This is a genomic window from Streptomyces sp. NPDC012508, from assembly GCF_042902595.1.
In the GTDB taxonomy this organism is placed as follows: domain Bacteria; phylum Actinomycetota; class Actinomycetes; order Streptomycetales; family Streptomycetaceae; genus Streptomyces.
Window position 1 is genome coordinate 33,753 of the sequence record NZ_JBIBEO010000005.1, and the last position, 18,400, is coordinate 52,152.

Sequence of the window (18,400 nt, forward strand, 5' to 3'; positions counted from 1 at the left end):
GACGACGGAACGGGTCCGTATCGTCGCTACGGGGAGAGTAGGACGTGGAGACGTCGCAACGCAACCGTTTCGTCGTGACGTCCGGGTGCAGGTTGGTTAGGATCCGCCCATGACGACACGCCCCGGATCCCCCCGCCGCGCCCCCGCGGGAGCCGCCGTGCTCAGGGAGGACGTGACCGAGGCCATCCGCGCCGCCGTCTTCGAGGAGCTGGCCACCGTCGGTTTCGCCCGGATGTCCATCGAGGGCATCGCGCGCCGCGCGGGCGTCGGCAAGACCGCCGTCTACCGCCGCTGGAAGTCGAAGCTCTCCCTCGTCCTCGACCTGCTCGGCGCGTTCGCCACCCAGGGGCTGCCGGCGCCGTCGACCGGTTCGCTGTACGGGGACGTGCGCGCGCTCCTCGAGGTCGGCTCGCACGCCCTGCGCCACCCCGTGGCCTCCCAGGTCATCCCGGACCTGCTGGTGGAGGCCGCCAGGCAGCCGGAGATCGCCGACGCGATCAAGGCTGCCCTGCTCGACGGCCAGCAGGGCGTCGTCGCGCAGATCGTCCGCGAGGCCGTGGCACGCGGCGAACTGCCGGACGGAACGGACCCGGAGCGCGCCCTCGACCTGATCGTCGGGCCGCTCTACTGGCGACTCGTGGTGGTGCGCGGCGAACTGCCGAAGGGGTACGTCGACGACCTCGCGCGCTCGGCGGTGGCGGCCCTCACGGCGTAGGGCCGGCCCTCAGGGGGTCGCCCCGTACCGCGTGGCGATCGCGGCGGCGCGGTCGCGCAGCGAGGTGCGCAGCCACTCCGGGGCCAGCGCCTCGGCGTCCGGCGCGAGCTGCCACAGTGCCCATTCGGCATGCCTCGGATCCTGGAAGGTCACTTCGAGGCGCAGCCGGCCGTCCGCGTCGGTCTCCTCGGCGAGGACGGCCAGCGCGGTGCCCACCAGGTCCTCCCGCCGCGCCGGGTCCACCCGTACCTGCACGGCGACCTGGTCGCCGCCGGCCCGGAAGCGCGTGCCGCGTTCCTGCCAGGCCCGGTCCAGATCGACCCGGTCCGGTCGCTGAGCGGGTTCGGCCAGTTCCTCGGCGGCCAGGACCCGGGACAGCCGGTAGGTGCGGTCCGCGCCGGACCTCGTGGCCAGCAGGTAGCCCCGGTCCCGGACGGTGACCAGGCCGATCGGGTCCACCGTGCGCCACTTCGGGGGCTGGTCCACCGCCGCGTAGTGGATGCGCAGCTTGTGTCCGGCGAACACCGCGCGCAGGATCTCGGCCGTCACGGTGTCGGGCACCTCCTCGGCGAACAGCGGGCGCGAGAGGAGGTCGGTCTCCGGATCGATGAGCAAGCGCCCCGCGGCGCCGGCCGCGGTGTCCCGATAGCTCTCGGGCAGCGCGTCGACCACCTTGAGCATCGCCGAGGCGAGCGCCGAGCCCAGGCCGAACGCCTGCGCGCCGCGCCGTGATCCGGCGACCAGCAGGGCGAGGGCCTCGTCGTGGTTCAGCCCGGTGAGCTCGGTCCGGAAGCCGGGCAACAGCGCGAAACCGCCGTGCCGGCCGCGTTCGGCGTAGACCGGGACACCGGCCACCGACAGCGCCTCGATGTCGCGCAGCACGGTGCGCGTGGACACCTCCAGCTCGCGGGCGAGCGCGGTCGCGGACAGCCGGCCGTGCTGTCGCAGCAGCAGTACCAGCGAGACCAACCGGTCGGCGCGCATACGGCGACCCTACAGAAATACATGACAGAGGGTGTCGTGGTTCGCTGCGAGGCTGGTGAACACGACGAGGGAGCCGCCGGCTGCCGAGCCGTGGGGCGTACGCCGGTGGGACGTACGCCGTGGGACGTACGCATGCAAGGTCGACGAATCGAACGGAGCTGTGGTGGCGATGGAGCGAACGGCGGTCAACCCGTGGGCGTGGTCGGTGGAGCTGGGGTACAACCAGGGCGAGGTCGTCTCCGGGCAGACCCGGACCCTGTACTGCGCCGGGCAGACCGCGATGAACGGCGACGGCAAGCCCGAGCACGCCGGTGACATGGCGGCGCAGCTGGCGCTGAGCCTCGACAACCTGGAGGCGGTGCTCGGAGAGGCCGGCATGTCCCTCGCGAACCTCGTCCGGCTCAACGTCTACACCACCGACGTCGACCGGCTCTTCGCGCACTACGGCGTGCTGGCGTCGCGGCTGGGCGCCGCCGGGGTGGCACCGCCCACCACCATGCTCGGGGTGACTCGGCTCGCGATCCCCGATCTGCTGGTCGAACTCGAGGGGACCGCCGTCGCGTGACGCCACCTCGCCGCCGGGGACGCGGCCGGTCGGAGCGAGGACGAGAGTGGGAGGCGGGTGGGTGATGTCCGTGCTCGGAATGGTGACGATCGGCGTCTATGGCTTCGACGGCGCGTCCTTCCTGCAACGCCTGCGGGACGCGGACGTGCGGCTGCTGCTCGACGTGCGCCAGCGCCGGGGTGTCCGCGGGCCCGAGTACGCCTGGGCGAACTCGCGCCGCCTGCAGGCTGCCCTCGCCCGGGCCGGGATCGCCTACGAGCACCACCCTGAGCTCGCCCCCACGACCGAGTTGCGCCAACTCCAGTACGCCGAGGACGACCGCCAGGGAGTCGGCAAGCGCTCGCGCCGCGAACTCGCCGCCGAGTACACCCGCCGCTACACCGCCGAGATCCTCGACCGCGCCGACCTCGCGCCGGTCGTGTCGGGGCTGCCGGGGCGGGGGAGGGCGGCGCTGCTCTGTGTCGAGCGTGACCCCGAGGCCTGTCACCGCTCGCTGATCGCCCGGCGGCTGGCCGAGCGGCACCACGTCACGATCGAGCACCTGCGCCCGTTGTGACGTACGGCGCGGTACGGGTCCGGCCACGCCGCAGGGCCCGTACCGCCGCTCGCGTCGCCGCTACTTCACCGCCCCCGCCATCACGCCCGTGACGAACTGCCGCTGGAAGGCGAAGAAGACAGCCAGCGGGATCACCATCGACAGGAACGCGCCCGGCGCGAGCACGTCGATGTTGTTCCCGAACTGCCGCACCTGCTGCTGCAGCGCCACCGTGATCGGCGGCGACTCGGAGTCCGCGAAGATCAGCGCGATCAGCATGTCGTTCCACACCCAGAGGAACTGGAAGATGCCGAGCGAGGCGATGGCCGGCCCGCCCAGCGGCAGGACCACCCGGGTGAAGAGCCGGATCTCGCCCGCCCCGTCCAGCCGGGCCGCCTCCAGCAGCTCCTTCGGGATCTCCGCGAAGAAGTTCCGTAGCAGGAAGATCGCGAAGGGGAGTCCGAACGCGGTGTGGAAGAGGACGACCCCGAGCGTCGTCTCGAAGACGCCGATCGCGCCGAAGAGCTTCGAGACGGGCACGAGTGCGACCTGCACCGGCACCACGAGCAGCCCGACGACCACCAGGAACCACCAGTCGCGGCCGGGGAACTCCAGCCAGGCGAAGGCGTATCCGGCGAGCGAGCCGATGACCAGGACCAGGAGCGTGGCCGGGACGGTGATCTGGATCGTGGAGACGAGGGAACGGGTGATCGTCTCGTTGGAGAGGAGGGCGGAGTAGTTGTCGACGGTCAGCTGGGCCGGGGAGGTGAAGACCTGCCACCAGCCGCTCTCGCTGATGTCGGTGGGGCCGCGGAGCGAGGAGAGCAGCAGCCCGACCGTCGGCATCAGCCAGAAGAGACCGACGAGGATCAGGAAGACCCGCATCGCGCCTCCGGCGGCCCGCGCGGCCAGCCGGGAGCCGAGCGGGGCGACCGGCCGGGCCCCGGGCACGGGGAGCGGCCGAGACCCGTCCCGGGGGGCGGCGGCCGGTGGCGCTCCGGCACGGGAGCCCCGGGGGGAGCCGATCCGGGGTCCCGGAGCGGAGCCCGCCGGGGAGCCCGACGCCGCGGAAGGGCCGAGGCCCGGTACGGAACTGTCGCGCGACGCGGCGGGAGTGCTGTCGCCCGGAGCGGCGGCAGTGCCGTCGCCCGGTGTCGCGGGGCCGTCCTTGTCGTCCTCGTTCGTCGCCGTCACCTGCGGGCCTCCCTTCGCATCCGGCGGATGTTGAACGCCATCACCGGGATCACCAGCAGGAGCAGCAGGACGGCGATGGCGGAGCCGACCCCGAGATCCGCGTCCGTGCCGAAGGACGAGCGGTACAGCTGGAGCGCCAGTACGTTCGCGTCGTCCTGCGCCGAGCCCGGCGCGATGATGAAGACCAGGTCGAAGATCTTCAGCACATTGATCATCAGGGTGACGAGGACGACGGCGAGGACCGGCGCGAGCAGGGGGACGGTGATCCGGCGGAACACCTGCCACTCGTTCGCCCCGTCGACGCGGGCCGCTTCGAGGAGTTCGCGCGGCACGCTCGCCAGACCGGCCGCGATCAGGACCATCGCGAACCCGGCCCACATCCACACGTAACTGCCGATGACCGCCGGGGTGACGAGCGAAGGGCCCAGCCACTCCACGCCGTTGTACTGCTCGCGGAAGTTGCTCGCGGGCAGCCGCAGGACCGCGCCGTCGGCGGAGGCGGGGAGCGTGAACGAGCCGTCGGCCGCCGCCCGGGTCGCGGCCACCACCGTCCCGTCCCTCACGGCCTCGATCCGCAGCCCCTTGAGCCCGACCTCCTTCGGGTCCACGGCGTTCGGCTTCCCGCCGCCGCCCTTGGTGAAGTCCAGCCACGCGGTACCGGTGATCCCGCCCTCCCGCGACGGCGCCGGTTCGTGCGCCGGGCGGGCGTCCTTCGGCATCTGCGCCGGCGCGACACCGATCAGCGGGAGCAGCGCCGGCTCTCCCGTACGGACCGGGCTCTTCGTCACGAACGCGCCGCCGCCCGCCGCCTCCAGCGGGTGGACCGGCAGAGGGCGCGCCCGCGGGAAGCCCGAGGACTCGGCGAAGGTGTCGTGGACGCCGACCCAGACGGCGTTGGCGACACCCCGGTCCGGATCCTGCTCGTACACCAGCCGGAAGATGATCCCGGCGGCCAGCATCGAGATCGCCATGGGCATGAAGACGATCAGCTTGAACGCCGTGCCCCAGCGCACCCGTTCGGTGAGCACCGCGAAGATCAGGCCGAGGGCGGTCGCGACGGTCGGGGCGACGACCGCCCAGATCGCGTTGTTCCGGACGGCGGTGAGGATCGTGTCGTCGGTGAAGAGGGCGATGTAGTTGTCGAGTCCGGCGAAGGAGTCCCCGGACCTGTCGAAGAACGAACGCTGGACGGAGTACCCGATGGGGTAGACGACGAGCGCGCCGAGCAGGACCAGCGCGGGGAGGAGGAACCCCGCCGCGACGGTCCTGCGCGTGCCCGTGACCGTGGGGGCCTTGGGGGCCCTGGACGCGGACGCCACCCGTCAGCTCTTGTACGCCTTGGCCGCGTCGGCCTCCAGGCGCGCCTGGGTCCCCGCGACGTCCTTCGGGTTCTTCAGGAAATCCTGCAGCGCCTTCCACTCGCCCTTGCCGGGCGTGCCGCCGAAGGACTGCGGCATCTGGTCCGACATGTCGAAGCGGAAGTCGTCCCCGGACTCCAGGAGCGCCTTGGCGATCTCCCGCTGGACCTCGTTCGGGTACGCCGCCAGGTCCAGGTTCTTGTTCGGCGAGAGGTAGCCGCCCGCGCCGGCCCAGATCGCGGCCGCGTCGGGGGAGGCGAGGAAGGTCAGCAGGGCCTGGGCCCCCTTGGTGTCCTTCAGGGCCACCGCCGCGTCGCCGCCGGTGACGACCGGGGACGCCGAGCCGACCGCCGGGAAGGGGAAGACCTTCGCGTCCGTACCGATCTTCGCGCTCGTCTGCGCGATGTTGATGGCCGAGAAGTCGCCCTCGAAGACCATCGCCGCCTTGGGCTGGTCGCCGCCGGTGAAGGTCTGGGTGACCGAGGTGGGGAACTCCGTCTGCAGCGCGCCGGCCGCGCCGCCCGCGATCAGTTCCGGCTTGCCGAACAGCTCGCCGAGGGTGGTGAGTGCCTGGGTGACGGACACGTCCGTCCACTTGATCTCGTGCTTGGCGAGCTGGTCGTACTTGGCCGGGCCCGCCTGGGAGAGGTAGATGTTCTCGAACCAGTCGGTGAGCGTCCAGCCGTCCGCGCCGCCGACGGAGACGGGAGTGACGCCGGAGGCCGAGATCGTCTCCGCGGTGGTCAGGAACTCCTTCCACGTCTTGGGCTCGGTGGCGCCCGCGTTCTCGAAGGCGGCGTTGTTGTACCAGATCAGGGACTTGTTGGCGGCCTTGAAGTACACGCCGTACTGCGTGCCGTCCACGGCGCCGAGGTCCTGCCAGCCCTGGGAGTAGTTCTTGGCGAGCTGCTCCTTGGCGTCCGGGCCGACGGGCTTCAGCCACTTCTGGGCGGCTGCCTGCTGGATCGCTCCGACCTGGGGGAGCATCGCGATGTCGGGCGGGGAGCCGCCGGCGATCTTCGTGCCGAGGAAGTTCACGATCGGGTCCTGGGCGGGCACGAAGGTGACGGTGGCGCCGGTGCGTTTCTCGAACTCCTTCAGGACCTTGGTGAAGTTCTCCTGCTCCGGGCCGGTCCAGACGGCGGCCACCTCGATCTTCTCGCCCGTGAGCGAGGGCAGCTTCAGGGAGCTGCTCGACGCGGCCGGTGGGCCGGGTTCCTTGGTGCCGTCGCCCTTGTCCTCGCCGCCGCCACAGCCGGCGAGCGCGAGTGCGAGGGTGAGCGCGGTGACCGTGGCGACGGTCGGTGCGGCCCTGCGTGTACGAAGAGTTGTACGCATTTCTGCCCCGTCTCTCCTGTGCGCGGTGCGTGTCCCGTGCGCTCAGGTCTACGCCGGGGGCACCGGCCCCGCAATACCGCCTTCCGTGTCAAGTGGGTGATCGTGATTCGCTCGTGACGTTCCGTCAGGATCGCGCCGCGGGCGTGAGGGGGGAGAGGGGGGTCGCGTCGAGGGAGCGTGCGGCGCGGTCGAGGGCGCTGGCGAGGAGGGCCAGATCGGTCGGGCCGTTGCCGAGTTCGCGGACGGGTCTGCGGGTGGGCGGGTCGCCCATCCGCTCCCACTCCAGCGGGACGACGGTCGGGCGCAGGGTCGCCGTGCGCGGGATGCGGCCGGTGACCCGGCCGGCCTGGAACGGCGTCACGCGGCCGTCCGGGTGCCCGAGCCGTCCCCGGCCGGGCGCGGGGTCGTCGGGCCCGGGCGCGACGGGCGGCGCGTCGAGCACGATCCGCAGGCGGGCGCCGGGGCCGTGGGCCAGCTCCGTGTCAGCCGTCCGGTCGGGGCGCGCGGAGGTCGCGACCAGGTGGACGCCGAGACGCGCGCCGCCGCGTGCCACGGCTTCCAGAGCCCGTACGACGGACCCGGCGGCGGGCCGCCCGGGCGACCCGAGCGCGGGCGCGACGAGCGCGTCGAAGTCGTCGACGAGCACGACGAGCCGGGGCAGCGAGGCGGCCTCGTCACCCGCTCGCGGATCGTGCTCCCTGCTGGGGCGCGGCACGAGCCCGGCCGCCGACTGGCCGGGTTCCTCGGCCGCCGCGGGCCGGAGGACGCGTCCACCGGCCCGGTCGGCGAGGTCGTCGGCACCGGGGCGGGGGGTGCGGCTGCTGGGCCGGTCGCCGAGGGTGCCGTCGCCGGCGCGGGCCGTGCGGCCGCTGGGGTGGTACGTGAGGTCGTCGGCGCCCGTGCGGGTGGTGCGGTGGTCGGCGTCCGCGCCGGTGCGGGTGGTGCGGTGGTCGGTGTCCCCACCCGTGCGGGTCGTCCGGCCGCTCGGGCGGTACGTGAGGTCGTCGGCGCCCGGGCGGGTGCCGCGGTCGTCCGTGCCCGCGCCCGTACGGGAGGTGCGGTGGTCGGTGTCCCCACCTGTGCGGGTCGTCCGGCCGCTCGGGCGGTACGTGAGGTCGTCCGCGCCCGCGCCCGTACGGGTCGTCCGGCCACTCGGGTGGTACGTGAGGTCGTCGGCGCCCGGCCCGGGGCCCCGGCTGCCGGTGTCCGTGCCCGGGCGGTCGCCGATCAGGCCCTCGCCCGTACGCAGCGTCCTGCCGCTGGGGCGGTCGGCGACGTCGGCGGCGCGGGCCTCGGGGATACGGGAGGACGCGCGGGCGCCCTGGGGCATCGTCTCCGCCGCGCTCGGGCCGCGCTGGCCGATCATGCGCGCCGCCGCCTGGCGGTCGGCGAAGTGCCCGTCGCCCAGGATCTCCGCCCGGCGCTTCAGCTCCGCGCCCAGCGCCTGGGCGAACTCCCGCATCCGTACCGGGTCCGAGGCGACCAGGTGCTCCGTGACGTGCGGCAGCTCCGTGCACGCCGCGAGCCCCTCGCCGCGCTCACCGCCCGCGCCGTCGACCAGCAGCAGCCCCAGCCGGTCAGGGCGGCCCCCGGCCGCCAGGGACGCCGCGATCGAGCGCAGCAGCTCCGTGCGCCCACTGCCCGCGGGCCCCTCGATCAGCAGATGGGGGCCCTCCTCCGTGAGGTCGACCGAGACCGGCCCGCGCGGCCCTGCGCCCAGGACGGCCGTCCCGTCGCCCGCCGCCGCCCACCGCGCCAGCAGCGAGGCGGGCGTGGCCCGGGCGAGCCCCAGCTCGTCGAGGAGCCGGGAGGACCGGGGCAGCGCCGTCGCCGCCGTCCGCCCGTGCGTGGCGGGGGCGTCCGTGCGCAGCGGCGCGACCGCCCGCCCGAAGCGTTCCGCCCAGGCGACCGACACCGCGTCCACCACGCCGACCGTCCCGTGACCCGCGGCCCGTCCCCCCGCCGTACGCAGCAGCCGCAGCGCCGTCGCCACGTCACCGCTCAGCAGGGCGACCGCCCCGCACTCACGGAAGGCGAGGGAGGCCGCGCACGCGCTCTCGTACGTCGCCGCCACCGGCGATACCGGCGACGCGGCAGGCGCCTCGGCCAGACAGACCAGATGGATACCGGCGGCCGCCCCCGCCCCGGCGAGCCGCGCGGTGGTCTCGCGCAGCGCCGCCGACCCGGGGTCGCCGTCCACGATCACGACCGTGACCGGCCCCTCGTACCGCGCCGCCGCCTCCGCGACCGCCGGGCGGTCGGCGCTCGGCCAGCCGGGGCCGAGCGGGCCGTCGTCGAGCCGCCGGGTGAGCTCCGCCGTACGGGCATGGGCCTGATCGCGGTCGTACGCGAGGAGCAGACGGCAGTCCTGGCCGTGCGCCGGGCGGAGATGCGGGAGCCAGCCCAGCCAGCCCCAGGCCCGCCGCCGCTCCTCCAGGGAACGGCTCCGGTCCGCGCTGATCAGCACGATCTCCAGATCGGCGGGGGAGTGCAGGGCGGCGAGCTGGGCCACCACGGAACGGGCGAGTCCGGCCAGGCGGTCGCCAGGGCCCGCGAGCCCGAGGGAACCGGCCTCGCGCAGTCCGACGGTGACCGGCACCCCGGACAGTTCGGCGCGGTCGGTCGTACCGAGCCGGACGACGAGGGCCTCGGGGTGGTCCGGGCCGCGCTCCCAGAGCCGGGGGCCGGGGCCGAGCGCGGTGAGCAGCACGGCGGCCGGGTCGGGCCAGGTGTCGGGGCTCGGCGGGGGACCGGAGGCCCGCTCGCCGGCGAACCCGGCGTCGGTGTCCGCGCCGAGGTCGGCGCCGGGGACCGGCAGGTCCTCCCTGGCACCGGCGAACCGGCGCGCCCATGCTCCTATCCCTCGCTTGCCGCGCGGGGGAGCGGCCTGGCGCGGGGTCTGCCGGGTCCTGCTGTGCGCCTCGCCTCCCGAAACCGCGCCGTCCACGGGCTCCTCGGCACGCGCGTGTGCGGGCGAGCCTCCGTGCGTCGCGTCTGCGGAGACGGAGAAGGCGCTGCCGCCGAGAGCCGTACCCGGACCGGGCGTACTCGTACCTGTCGTCTGACGCGGAGGCCCCGGCTCGGAGCCGGACACGGCCTCCGGTCCGGCCCCGCCCGCCGCCCCGAAATCCACCCGCAGGTGCCCCTCGCCGTCCGGGGTCGTCGGCAGGGAGTCCGTACCGGGGTCGCCCGGGCCCGTCAGGCGGAGGGCGGACTCGCCGAGGCGCAGCAGCGCACCGGGCGCCAGCCGGACGGGGCGGTCGCCGACCGCCACGCCGTCCAGCGTCGTCCCGTTCGTGGAGCCGAGGTCGGCGACGGTGACGCGGCCGTCGTCCCCGACCGTGACCGTGCAGTGCACCCGGGAGACGTCGGGGTCGTCCAGCGGAACGTCCGCGTCCAGGGAGCGACCGATCCCGACCGGGCCGCGGTGCAGCAGGTGCACACCGCCCGCGTCGGGCCCCGCGACCACGTGGAGCCGGGCCGAGGTGGCCTCGTCCGGCCGGTCGTCCTCGCCGGGGACCTGGAGCGTCAGCACCGCGCCGTCGACCAGCGGGGGCTCGCCGAGCGAACAGCGCCGCGCGTCGAGCCGCTCCCGGCCCGCGTAGAGCACGGTCGAACCGGAGAGGGAGGTGTCGGGCCCGGAGACGGCGGCCGCGAGACCGGAGGCGACGGCGGCCAGCGCCGTCCCCGCCGGAGCGGTGACAAGCACGTCGCAGGCGCGCCCCGCGCCGTGGCCGGCGTGCGGCGCGAGGACGGTCAGCCGGATCTGCATCGCCGTCAGCGGTCCCTTCTGCGCGTGGTGCCCGGCAGGGGGACCGCCCGGTGCCTCCCCCACCCGGCACGGACACGTCGTCCGGTACAGGTCGGCACGGCGCGGGGGCTCCCGACCCTCGACGCGCGTGCTGTGTGCATCCTCGCACCTGCCGCTGACAACCCGCCCGCGGGTCGCCTCCAAGTGATCTTGAATGGTCGGCTGTGGACGTAAAAGTGCCTGGTTGAGTACGCCTTCCGATCTCGGTGGCAACCAGCGGTGCGCGAGGAGCGTCTTGTTTTCGGACAAGTCCGGCGTGGGAATCAGCCGTCTTGGGGTCGACCCCCGACTCGTTCGGCGGCACTAAAGTGGGTCGGACACCCGGACGGGTCACAACAGAGGACAGAGACCCGGGACCCCCAGGACCACGATCAGCAGGGAGCGCGTGACGTGCGGCCAATCGGCAGCAAGTACCTGCTCGAGGAGCCGCTCGGACGCGGCGCCACGGGCACCGTCTGGCGAGCCCGCCAGAGGGAGGCCGCGGGCGCCGAGGCGGCCGTGCAGGGCCAGCCCGGCGAGACCGTGGCGATCAAGGTCCTCAAGGAGGAGCTGGCCAACGACGCGGACATCGTGATGCGCTTTCTGCGCGAGCGGTCCGTGCTGCTCCGGCTCACCCACCCCAATATCGTGCGCACCCGCGACCTGGTCGTCGAGGGCGATGTCCTCGCGCTGGTCATGGACCTCGTCGAGGGCCCGGACCTGCACCGCTACATCCGCGAGAACGGCCCGCTCACCCCGGTCGCCGCCGCGCTGCTCACGGCCCAGATCGCCGACGCGCTCGCCGCCAGCCATGCCGACGGCGTCGTCCACCGCGACCTCAAGCCCGCCAACGTGCTGGTCTCGGAGCAGGGTGGCCAGATGCACCCGATGCTGACCGACTTCGGCATCGCGCGCCTCGCCGACTCCCCGGGCCTGACCCGTACGCACGAATTCGTCGGCACGCCCGCGTACGTCGCGCCGGAGTCCGCCGAGGGCCGTCCGCAGACCTCCGCCGTGGACATCTACGGCGCGGGCATCCTGCTCTACGAGCTGGTCACCGGCCGTCCCCCGTTCGCCGGCGGCACGGCCCTCGAAGTGCTGCACCGCCACCTCAGCGAGGAGCCGCGGCGCCCCTCGACCGTCCCTGGCCCGCTCTGGACGGTCATAGAGCGCTGCCTGAGCAAGGACCCCGACCGGCGGCCCAGCGCCCAGAACCTGGCCCGCGGCCTGCGTGCCGTCGCCGCCGGCATCGGTGTGCACGCCACGCCCGCGCAGATCGAGGCCGCCGACGGTGTCGGCGCGCTGCTCGCCCCTGACCCGGCACCCGCGCCGGTCCCGGAGACCCCCGGCGCCGCCGACCCGACCCAGGTGCTGCCCAGCGGGGCGGGCTCGCACTACGACCCGGCCGCGCCGACCAGCGTCATGCAGACGTCCGGCCCGATGGGCGGCGCGGACCCGACCGCGGTCATGCCTCCCGTACCGCCGCAGCCGCCGCAGGGCGCTCCGAACGAGGAGCAGCCGCACCCCTGGCAGAACCAGCTGCGCGCGGCCCGCGACCGCAACGAGCAGACGCAGGTCCAGTACCTGGACCCGAGCGAGGACCCGCTGCGCCGCCGTCCGCAGCGCCAGCCGCAGCCGCCGCAGCACCAGCAGGCGCCGCCGCAGCCGTACCAGCAGCCCCAGCAGCCCCGGTACCAGCAGCAGCCGCCCCAGCAGCAGTACGCGCCTCAGCAGCCCCAGCGCCAGCAGCGCCAGCCGCAGCAGTACGCAGGGCCCCAGCAGGCGTACAACCCGCCGCAGCCGCCTCCGCGGACTCCGCAGCCGCCGGCGCCCCGCGAGCCGCGTGCGCCGCGCCGGCGCGGCGCCAACCCCATGCGGATCCCCGGGCTCGGCTGCCTGAAGGGCTGTCTCTTCTCGGTCCTGCTCTTCGTGGTCGCGGGCTGGCTCATCTGGGAGCTGACCCCGCTCCAGAGCTGGATCGCCGAAGGCAAGGGTTACTGGGAGGCCCTCGGTGACGGGATCTCGTCCTTCACCGACTGGGTTTCCGGCCTGGCGGACTCGACGGGCACCGGCAGTGGTACTACTACCGGCGGTACGGGGCAGTAGTACTGCCGATTTATCGACTTCCGAGGGGTGATTTCCCCTGGGAAGTGACGACCGGCGGCCGCGGACGCGTAACTTTGACGCGTCCGCCAGCCGCTGAGGGAGCAGTCTTGGCACGGAATATCGGCAGCCGCTACACGGCCCACCAGATCCTCGGTCGGGGCAGCGCCGGCACGGTGTGGCTCGGCGAGGGCCCCGAGGGCCCCGTCGCCATCAAGCTGCTGCGCGAGGACCTGGCCTCGGACCAGGAGCTCGTCGGCCGCTTCGTCCAGGAGCGCACCGCCCTCCTCGGTCTCGGCCACCCCCGGGTGGTCTCCGTCCGCGACCTCGTCGTCGACGGCAACGACCTTGCCCTCGTCATGGACCTGGTCCGCGGCACCGACCTGCGCACCCGCCTCGACCGCGAGCGCAGGCTCGCCCCCGAGGCGGCCGTCGCGATCATCGCCGACGTCGCCGACGGACTCGCCGCCGCGCACGCCGCGGGAGTCGTCCACCGTGACGTCAAGCCGGAGAACATCCTGCTCGACATGGAGGGCCCGCTCGGCCCCGGCGGCGCCCACCCGGCGCTCCTCACCGACTTCGGCGTCGCCAAGCTCATCGACACCCCGGGCCGCACCAAGGCGACCCGGATCATCGGCACGCCGGACTACCTCGCCCCGGAGATCGTCGAGGGCCTGCCGCCGCGCGCCGCGGTCGACATCTACGCCCTCGCGACCGTCCTGTACGAGCTCCTGGCCGGCTTCACGCCCTTCGGCGGCGGCCACCCGGGCGCCGTGCTGCGCCGCCACGTCACCGAGACGGTCGTACCGCTGCCGGGCATCCCCGAGGAGCTGTGGCAGCTGATCGTCCAGTGCCTGGCCAAGGCCCCGGCCTCCCGGCTGCGCGCCTCGGAGCTGGCCAGCCGGCTGCGGGAGTGCCTGCCGCTGCTGGCCGGGCTGCCCCCGCTGGACGTGGACGAACCCGACGACGCGGAGCAGCAGGCGCCGGAGCCGCGCGAGGAGGACCCGTACCCGACGGGCGGCGGGCGCGCCGCCCCCCGCCGGGCCGCCGTCCCGCTGGTCCCCGGCGCCACTCCCGACTCCAACCGGGACACCCACACCTCCATGCGCGTCCCCGCCCCCGACGAGCTCGCGGGCGGCCCCCTGGGCACCGCCCGCGCCCCGCGCTCGGCGAGCGCCCGGCGCCCCGGCTCGGCCCGCCACAAGGCCGGGACGGTCCGCAAGCGCCGGATCACCCTCTCGATCGCGGCGGTCGTCGTCGCGGGCGCGCTGGGCGTGGGCGGCTACCTGGCGACCGCCGAGGACGGCGCCGCACCGCCGCAGGACTCGAAGACGACGACGGAGCCGTAGCCGCGGCCGCAGGGTGAGGTCCGTGGGGTCGGCGGCGAGGCCGGTGGGTTCGGCGGAGGTCGGCGGGGTCTGGCATTTGCGGTGAGCCGTTACGCTGGACGCGTGGCAGTCGTCGATGTATCCGAAGAGCTGAAGTCCCTCTCCTCGACCATGGGGTCGATCGAGGCCGTACTGGACCTCGAACAGATGAGGGCAGACATCGCCGTGCTCGAAGAGCAGGCCGCGGCCCCGTCCCTCTGGGACGACCCGGAGGCGGCGCAGAAGATCACCAGCAAGCTTTCGCACCTCCAGGCCGAGGTCCGCAAGGCCGAGGCCCTGCGCGGCCGGATCGACGACCTCGGGGTGCTCTTCGAGCTCGCCGAGGAGATGGACGACCCGGACACGCGCGTCGAGGCGGAGACGGAGCTGGTCTCCGTCCGCAAGGCGCTGGACGAGATGGAAGTCCGTACGCTCCTCTCCGGCGAGTACGACGAGCGCGAGGCGCTGGTCAACATCCGCGCCGAGGCGGGCGGCGTCGACGCGGCCGACTTCGCGGAGCAGCTCCAGCGCATGTACCTGCGGTGGGCCGAGCGGCACGGCTACGGCACGGAGGTCTACGAGACCTCGTACGCGGAAGAGGCCGGCATCAAGTCGACCACGTTCGTGGTCAAGGCGCCGTACGCGTACGGCACGCTCTCGGTCGAGCAGGGCACGCACCGTCTGGTCCGTATCTCCCCGTTCGACAACCAGGGCCGTCGTCAGACGTCGTTCGCCGGCGTCGAGATCCTGCCGGTCGTCGAGTCGTCCGACCATGTCGAGATCGACGAGTCCGAGCTGCGCGTGGACGTCTACCGCGCCTCGGGCCCGGGCGGCCAGGGCGTCAACACGACCGACTCGGCGGTGCGCATCACGCACCTCCCGACGGGCATCGTGGTCTCCTGCCAGAACGAGCGCTCCCAGATCCAGAACAAGGCGAGCGCCATGAACGTCCTCCAGGCCAAGCTCCTCGAGCGCCAGCGCCAGGAGGAGCGCGCCCGGATGGACGCCCTGAAGGACAGCGGCAGTTCGTGGGGCAACCAGATGCGCTCGTACGTCCTGCACCCGTACCAGATGGTCAAGGACCTCCGTACGGAGTTCGAGGTCGGCAACCCGCAGTCGGTCCTGGACGGCGAGATCGACGGCTTCCTGGAGGCCGGCATCCGCTGGCGCAAGCAGCAGGAGAAGTAGACCGAACGGCACGCACGACGGCGCCGGCCCCTCCGAGGGACCGGCGCCGTCGTCGCATCTCCGAGCGCGGATGCCGTTTACGGGCGCAAGCGGGGAACGGCCGTATCTGACGCTTTGTCGACAAGGGAACTGGCCTCACCAGGGCGGCAGTTCCACGTTTACGTCACAGTTGCATCCCCGCATGGCAGGCAACTCGTGATCTTTCGGGCATCGCACGCGCAACGACCTTGACGCGTATGCGGAAACTCGGAAGGGTGGCACGCGGCATGCGTATCTATGGGGCGTGTGTGACCGGGGGCTGGTTGAGTGATCACGCCGCCCCCGTGCCCGTGGCCCCGAACGCGGCTCCATGACGAGATTGAGCTACTGGGGGTAGCAGGCACATGACGAAGAAGACGCGGGTCCGTTTCGCACGGATAGCCGCAGGTGCGGTGATCGCCGCCGGTGCGTCCCTGACCGCGGCCGGCGCCGCTCAGGCTGTGGGTGTCGACCTGAACATCGGCGTCCAGGCCGAGCTGCCTGAGGTCGACCCCACCTGCATCCCGGGCACGCCCGGCTGTGACACCAACCCGCCCACCACGCCGCCGGTCACCACGCCGCCGGTCACGACTCCGCCGGTGACCACGCCGCCGGTGACGACCCCGCCGGTGACCACGCCGCCGGTGACGACCCCGCCGGTCACGACTCCGCCGGTGACCACGCCGCCGGTGACCACGCCGCCGGTCACGACCCCGCCGACGACGGCCCCGCCGACGACGACGCCGACCAAGCCGGGTGAGACGCCCTCGCCGACGGCGCCGAGCGACGACTCCACCGACGACGCCGGCACCTGCATCGTCGATGTCGACGGCGCCGAGTGCGTCAACAACAACCCCGACACCGACAACGCCGGCTCGCAGCCCGTCGAGCAGGGCAAGGCCAAGGAGGAGCTGGCGGAGACCGGCGCCGCCGAGACCTCGTTCCTGATCATCGGTGCCGCGACCATGATCGCCGGTGGCATCGGCTTCCGGATGCTCCCGCGTCTGGTCGGCGGTGGCCGCGCCGCCGTCTGAGCGGTTCGGTGACCGTCAGGTCGTAAGGGCATGAAAGAGAGGGCCGGGGGCGCACCCCCGGCCCTCTCTCGTGTCCGGCTCGTATGCGGGGGGCCCTGCGGGGCCCTACGCGGTCTGAAGCGCCGCGAGCAGCGCCACCATCGCCACCAGGGCGACCACGAGCGCCAGCAGCATCGCCGGGGTCAGGCCCGTCGACGGGTCGAGGCGTTCCCGGTTCGCGCGGCAGACAGGGCAGCGGCCCTCTGCGACGGGGGCCGCGCAGTTGGCGCACACCAGTCGGTCATAGGTCATGCGCTCTCCTCCTCCCGCACAGGGTCCACATCAAGGACAACGCCCGGTGGCACCCGCGCGTTCCCCCTACCACTGTGCCAGCTCCGAGGCGTTTCGGCGCGCCCCGTCGGATTACACCCGGATCGCATCGCTTCCGCCCCGAAGGGCGAAAAGGATAAAGCACGCAAGCCGGGACCGCGACTGCGCGCGCCATCGTCGGTCGCGTAAGGTCGCGCACACCTACTCCCGGCCGACCGTGGTGCATCCGTGATCCGATTCGACAACGTCTCCAAGTCCTATCCGAAGCAGAACCGCCCCGCGCTCCGGGATGTATCCCTGGAGATCGAGAAGGGGGAGTTCGTCTTCCTCGTCGGTTCCTCCGGCTCCGGAAAGTCGACTTTCCTCCGGCTGATCCTGCGCGAGGAGCGCTGCAGCCATGGCCAGGTGCACGTCCTCGGCAAGGACCTCGCCCGGCTGTCCAACTGGAAGGTGCCCCACATGCGGCGCCAGCTCGGAACCGTCTTCCAGGACTTCCGGCTGCTGCCCAACAAGACCGTGGCCGAGAACGTCGCCTTCGCCCAGGAGGTCATCGGCAAGCCGCGCGGCGAGATCCGCAAGGCCGTGCCCCAGGTCCTCGACCTCGTCGGCCTCGGCGGCAAGGAGGACCGGATGCCCGGCGAGCTCTCCGGCGGTGAGCAGCAGCGCGTCGCGATCGCCCGCGCGTTCGTCAACCGCCCGATGCTGCTGATCGCCGACGAGCCCACCGGCAACCTCGACCCGCAGACCTCCGTCGGCATCATGAAGCTGCTCGACCGCATCAACAGGACAGGGACCACCGTCGTCATGGCGACCCACGACCAGAACATCGTCGACCAGATGCGCAAGCGCGTCATCGAGCTCGAAAAGGGCCGCCTCGTCCGCGACCAGGCGCGCGGCGTCTACGGATACCAGCACTGAGCAGGTAGGGGATAGAACACCATGCGCGCTCAGTTCGTGCTCTCCGAGATCGGCGTCGGCCTCCGGCGCAATCTCACGATGACCTTCGCCGTCATCGTCTCCGTGGCCCTCTCGCTCGCCCTGTTCGGCGGCGCGCTGCTCATGCGCGAGCAGGTCAGCACGATGAAGGACTACTGGTACGACAAGGTCAACGTCTCCATCTTCCTCTGCAACAAGAACGACGCGGCCGCCTCCACCAAGTGCGCCAAGGGCGCGGTGACCGCGCAGCAGAAGGAACAGATCGAGGCCGATCTGAAGAAGATGGACATCGTCGAGACCGTGCACCACGAGTCCACCGACGAGGCCTACAAGCACTACAAGGAGCAGTACAGCGACACCGCCATCGCGTCGGTCATCACGCCCGACCAGATGCAGGAGTCGTTCCGGGTCAAGCTCGACGACCCGGAGAAGTACAAGGTCGTCGCCACGGCCTTCGCCGGTCGGGACGGCGTGGAGTCCGTCCAGGACCAGCGCGGCATCCTGCAGAACCTCTTCGACCTGATGAACGGCATGAACGTCGCCGCTCTCGGCGTCATGGCGCTGATGCTGGTCATCGCGCTGATGCTGATCGTCAACACGGTGCGCGTCTCCGCCTTCAGCCGACGGCGTGAGACCGGCATCATGCGACTGGTCGGCGCCTCCAGCTTCTACATCCAGATGCCGTTCATCATGGAGGCCGCCTTCGCCGGTCTCCTCGGCGGCGCCGTCGCCTGCGTCATGCTCCTGGTCGGGCGGTACTTCCTGATCGACCACGGCATCGCGCTCGCCGAGAAGATGCAGCTCGTCAACTTCATCGGCTGGGACGCCGTCCTCTCGGTGCTGCCGCTCGTCCTCGTGATCGGTCTCCTGATGCCGTCCCTTGCGGCCTTCGTCGCACTGCGCAAGTACCTCAAGGTGTGAGAAGAGACCCCTGAGTGTCCCGGGCGCCGTACGGTCAACCACCGT

The 18,400-nt window shown here is 72.8% G+C and carries 15 protein-coding genes; 9 read left to right on the plus strand and 6 right to left on the minus strand.

All coding sequences use genetic code 11. From position 1 onward, the window contains the following. Window positions 1–109 precede the first annotated feature (109 nt). Complete coding sequence (locus ACFY8U_RS17705; protein WP_389571009.1) at window positions 110–715, plus strand: TetR/AcrR family transcriptional regulator; 606 nt, start codon at window positions 110–112, stop codon at window positions 713–715. Window positions 716–724: 9 nt separating this feature from the next. Here the strand turns inward: ACFY8U_RS17705 and ACFY8U_RS17710 are convergent, their stop codons facing one another. Continuing rightward, a complete protein-coding gene (locus ACFY8U_RS17710; protein WP_389571011.1) occupies window positions 725–1,699 on the minus strand; it encodes a helix-turn-helix transcriptional regulator in 975 nt (324 codons plus the stop codon). A 169-nt stretch (window positions 1,700–1,868) separates the two neighbouring features. Between ACFY8U_RS17710 and ACFY8U_RS17715 the strand changes: the two genes are divergently transcribed. Both ACFY8U_RS17715 and ACFY8U_RS17720 read left to right on the plus strand, forming a co-directional pair. Beyond that, window positions 1,869–2,264: a RidA family protein gene (locus ACFY8U_RS17715; protein ID WP_389572059.1), complete on the plus strand. Its 396-nt coding sequence runs from the start codon at window positions 1,869–1,871 to the stop codon at window positions 2,262–2,264. A 64-nt stretch (window positions 2,265–2,328) separates the two neighbouring features. Continuing rightward, window positions 2,329–2,820: a DUF488 family protein gene (locus ACFY8U_RS17720; RefSeq protein WP_389571014.1), complete on the plus strand. Its 492-nt coding sequence runs from the start codon at window positions 2,329–2,331 to the stop codon at window positions 2,818–2,820. Between the two features lie 60 nt (window positions 2,821–2,880). On the opposite strand, the gene ACFY8U_RS17725 is transcribed toward ACFY8U_RS17720, so the two are convergent. The 4 genes from ACFY8U_RS17725 to ACFY8U_RS17740 all read right to left on the minus strand — a co-directional run bounded on the left by ACFY8U_RS17725 (window position 2,881) and on the right by ACFY8U_RS17740 (window position 10,461). Continuing rightward, entirely contained in the window at window positions 2,881–3,750 is an 870-nt protein-coding gene (locus tag ACFY8U_RS17725) for a carbohydrate ABC transporter permease (protein WP_361603398.1), read from the minus strand. A 239-nt stretch (window positions 3,751–3,989) separates the two neighbouring features. After that, on the minus strand, window positions 3,990–5,312 hold the full coding sequence (locus ACFY8U_RS17730) for a carbohydrate ABC transporter permease (protein WP_389571017.1): 1,323 nt from the start codon (window positions 5,310–5,312) through the stop codon (window positions 3,990–3,992). A gap of 3 nt (window positions 5,313–5,315) precedes the next feature. Beyond that, on the minus strand, window positions 5,316–6,689 hold the full coding sequence (locus tag ACFY8U_RS17735; protein WP_389571019.1) for an ABC transporter substrate-binding protein: 1,374 nt from the start codon (window positions 6,687–6,689) through the stop codon (window positions 5,316–5,318). Between the two features lie 124 nt (window positions 6,690–6,813). Further along, window positions 6,814–10,461: an FHA domain-containing protein gene (locus tag ACFY8U_RS17740; protein ID WP_389571020.1), complete on the minus strand. Its 3,648-nt coding sequence runs from the start codon at window positions 10,459–10,461 to the stop codon at window positions 6,814–6,816. A 429-nt stretch (window positions 10,462–10,890) separates the two neighbouring features. On the opposite strand from ACFY8U_RS17740, the gene ACFY8U_RS17745 reads away from it, so the two are divergent. From ACFY8U_RS17745 to ACFY8U_RS17760, 4 genes are all read left to right on the plus strand, one after another. Then, the gene (locus ACFY8U_RS17745; protein WP_361603299.1) at window positions 10,891–12,585 is read left to right on the plus strand and encodes a serine/threonine-protein kinase; all 1,695 of its coding nucleotides are present in this window, start codon (window positions 10,891–10,893) and stop codon (window positions 12,583–12,585) included. Between the two features lie 107 nt (window positions 12,586–12,692). Then, window positions 12,693–13,931, plus strand: coding sequence for a serine/threonine-protein kinase (locus ACFY8U_RS17750; RefSeq protein WP_389571023.1), 1,239 nt, complete (start codon window positions 12,693–12,695; stop codon window positions 13,929–13,931). Between the two features lie 102 nt (window positions 13,932–14,033). Further along, window positions 14,034–15,137, plus strand: a complete 1,104-nt coding sequence (prfB, locus tag ACFY8U_RS17755) for a peptide chain release factor 2 (RefSeq protein ID WP_361603293.1) — start codon at window positions 14,034–14,036, stop codon at window positions 15,135–15,137. Between the two features lie 383 nt (window positions 15,138–15,520). Further along, window positions 15,521–16,189 (plus strand): LPXTG cell wall anchor domain-containing protein, encoded by a 669-nt coding sequence (locus tag ACFY8U_RS17760; protein WP_389571025.1) that lies wholly within the window; start codon window positions 15,521–15,523, stop codon window positions 16,187–16,189. Window positions 16,190–16,294: 105 nt separating this feature from the next. Here the strand turns inward: ACFY8U_RS17760 and ACFY8U_RS17765 are convergent, their stop codons facing one another. Continuing rightward, window positions 16,295–16,480 (minus strand): hypothetical protein, encoded by a 186-nt coding sequence (locus ACFY8U_RS17765; protein ID WP_260229592.1) that lies wholly within the window; start codon window positions 16,478–16,480, stop codon window positions 16,295–16,297. A 246-nt stretch (window positions 16,481–16,726) separates the two neighbouring features. Here ACFY8U_RS17765 and ftsE point away from each other — a divergent pair, with 246 nt between their 5' ends. Both ftsE and ftsX read left to right on the plus strand, forming a co-directional pair. Beyond that, window positions 16,727–17,416: a cell division ATP-binding protein FtsE gene (gene ftsE / locus ACFY8U_RS17770; RefSeq protein ID WP_215071052.1), complete on the plus strand. Its 690-nt coding sequence runs from the start codon at window positions 16,727–16,729 to the stop codon at window positions 17,414–17,416. 21 nt (window positions 17,417–17,437) lie between these two features. Continuing rightward, a complete protein-coding gene (ftsX, locus tag ACFY8U_RS17775) occupies window positions 17,438–18,355 on the plus strand; it encodes a permease-like cell division protein FtsX (protein ID WP_361603287.1) in 918 nt (305 codons plus the stop codon). Window positions 18,356–18,400 lie beyond the last annotated feature (45 nt).

Bases quoted from the DNA above. Each gene is read 5' to 3' on its own strand.
- ACFY8U_RS17760 (WP_389571025.1), top strand. From the start codon at position 15,521: ATGACGAAGAAGACGCGGGTCCGTTTCGCACGGATAGCCGCAGGTGCG.
- ACFY8U_RS17720 (WP_389571014.1), top strand. From the start codon at position 2,329: ATGTCCGTGCTCGGAATGGTGACGATCGGCGTCTATGGCTTCGACGGC.
- ACFY8U_RS17765 (WP_260229592.1), bottom strand. From the start codon at position 16,480: ATGACCTATGACCGACTGGTGTGCGCCAACTGCGCGGCCCCCGTCGCA.
- ACFY8U_RS17740 (WP_389571020.1), bottom strand. From the start codon at position 10,461: ATGCAGATCCGGCTGACCGTCCTCGCGCCGCACGCCGGCCACGGCGCG.
- ACFY8U_RS17735 (WP_389571019.1), bottom strand. From the start codon at position 6,689: ATGCGTACAACTCTTCGTACACGCAGGGCCGCACCGACCGTCGCCACG.
- ACFY8U_RS17710 (WP_389571011.1), bottom strand. From the start codon at position 1,699: ATGCGCGCCGACCGGTTGGTCTCGCTGGTACTGCTGCTGCGACAGCAC.
- ACFY8U_RS17715 (WP_389572059.1), top strand. From the start codon at position 1,869: ATGGAGCGAACGGCGGTCAACCCGTGGGCGTGGTCGGTGGAGCTGGGG.
- ACFY8U_RS17705 (WP_389571009.1), top strand. From the start codon at position 110: ATGACGACACGCCCCGGATCCCCCCGCCGCGCCCCCGCGGGAGCCGCC.
- ftsX (WP_361603287.1), top strand. From the start codon at position 17,438: ATGCGCGCTCAGTTCGTGCTCTCCGAGATCGGCGTCGGCCTCCGGCGC.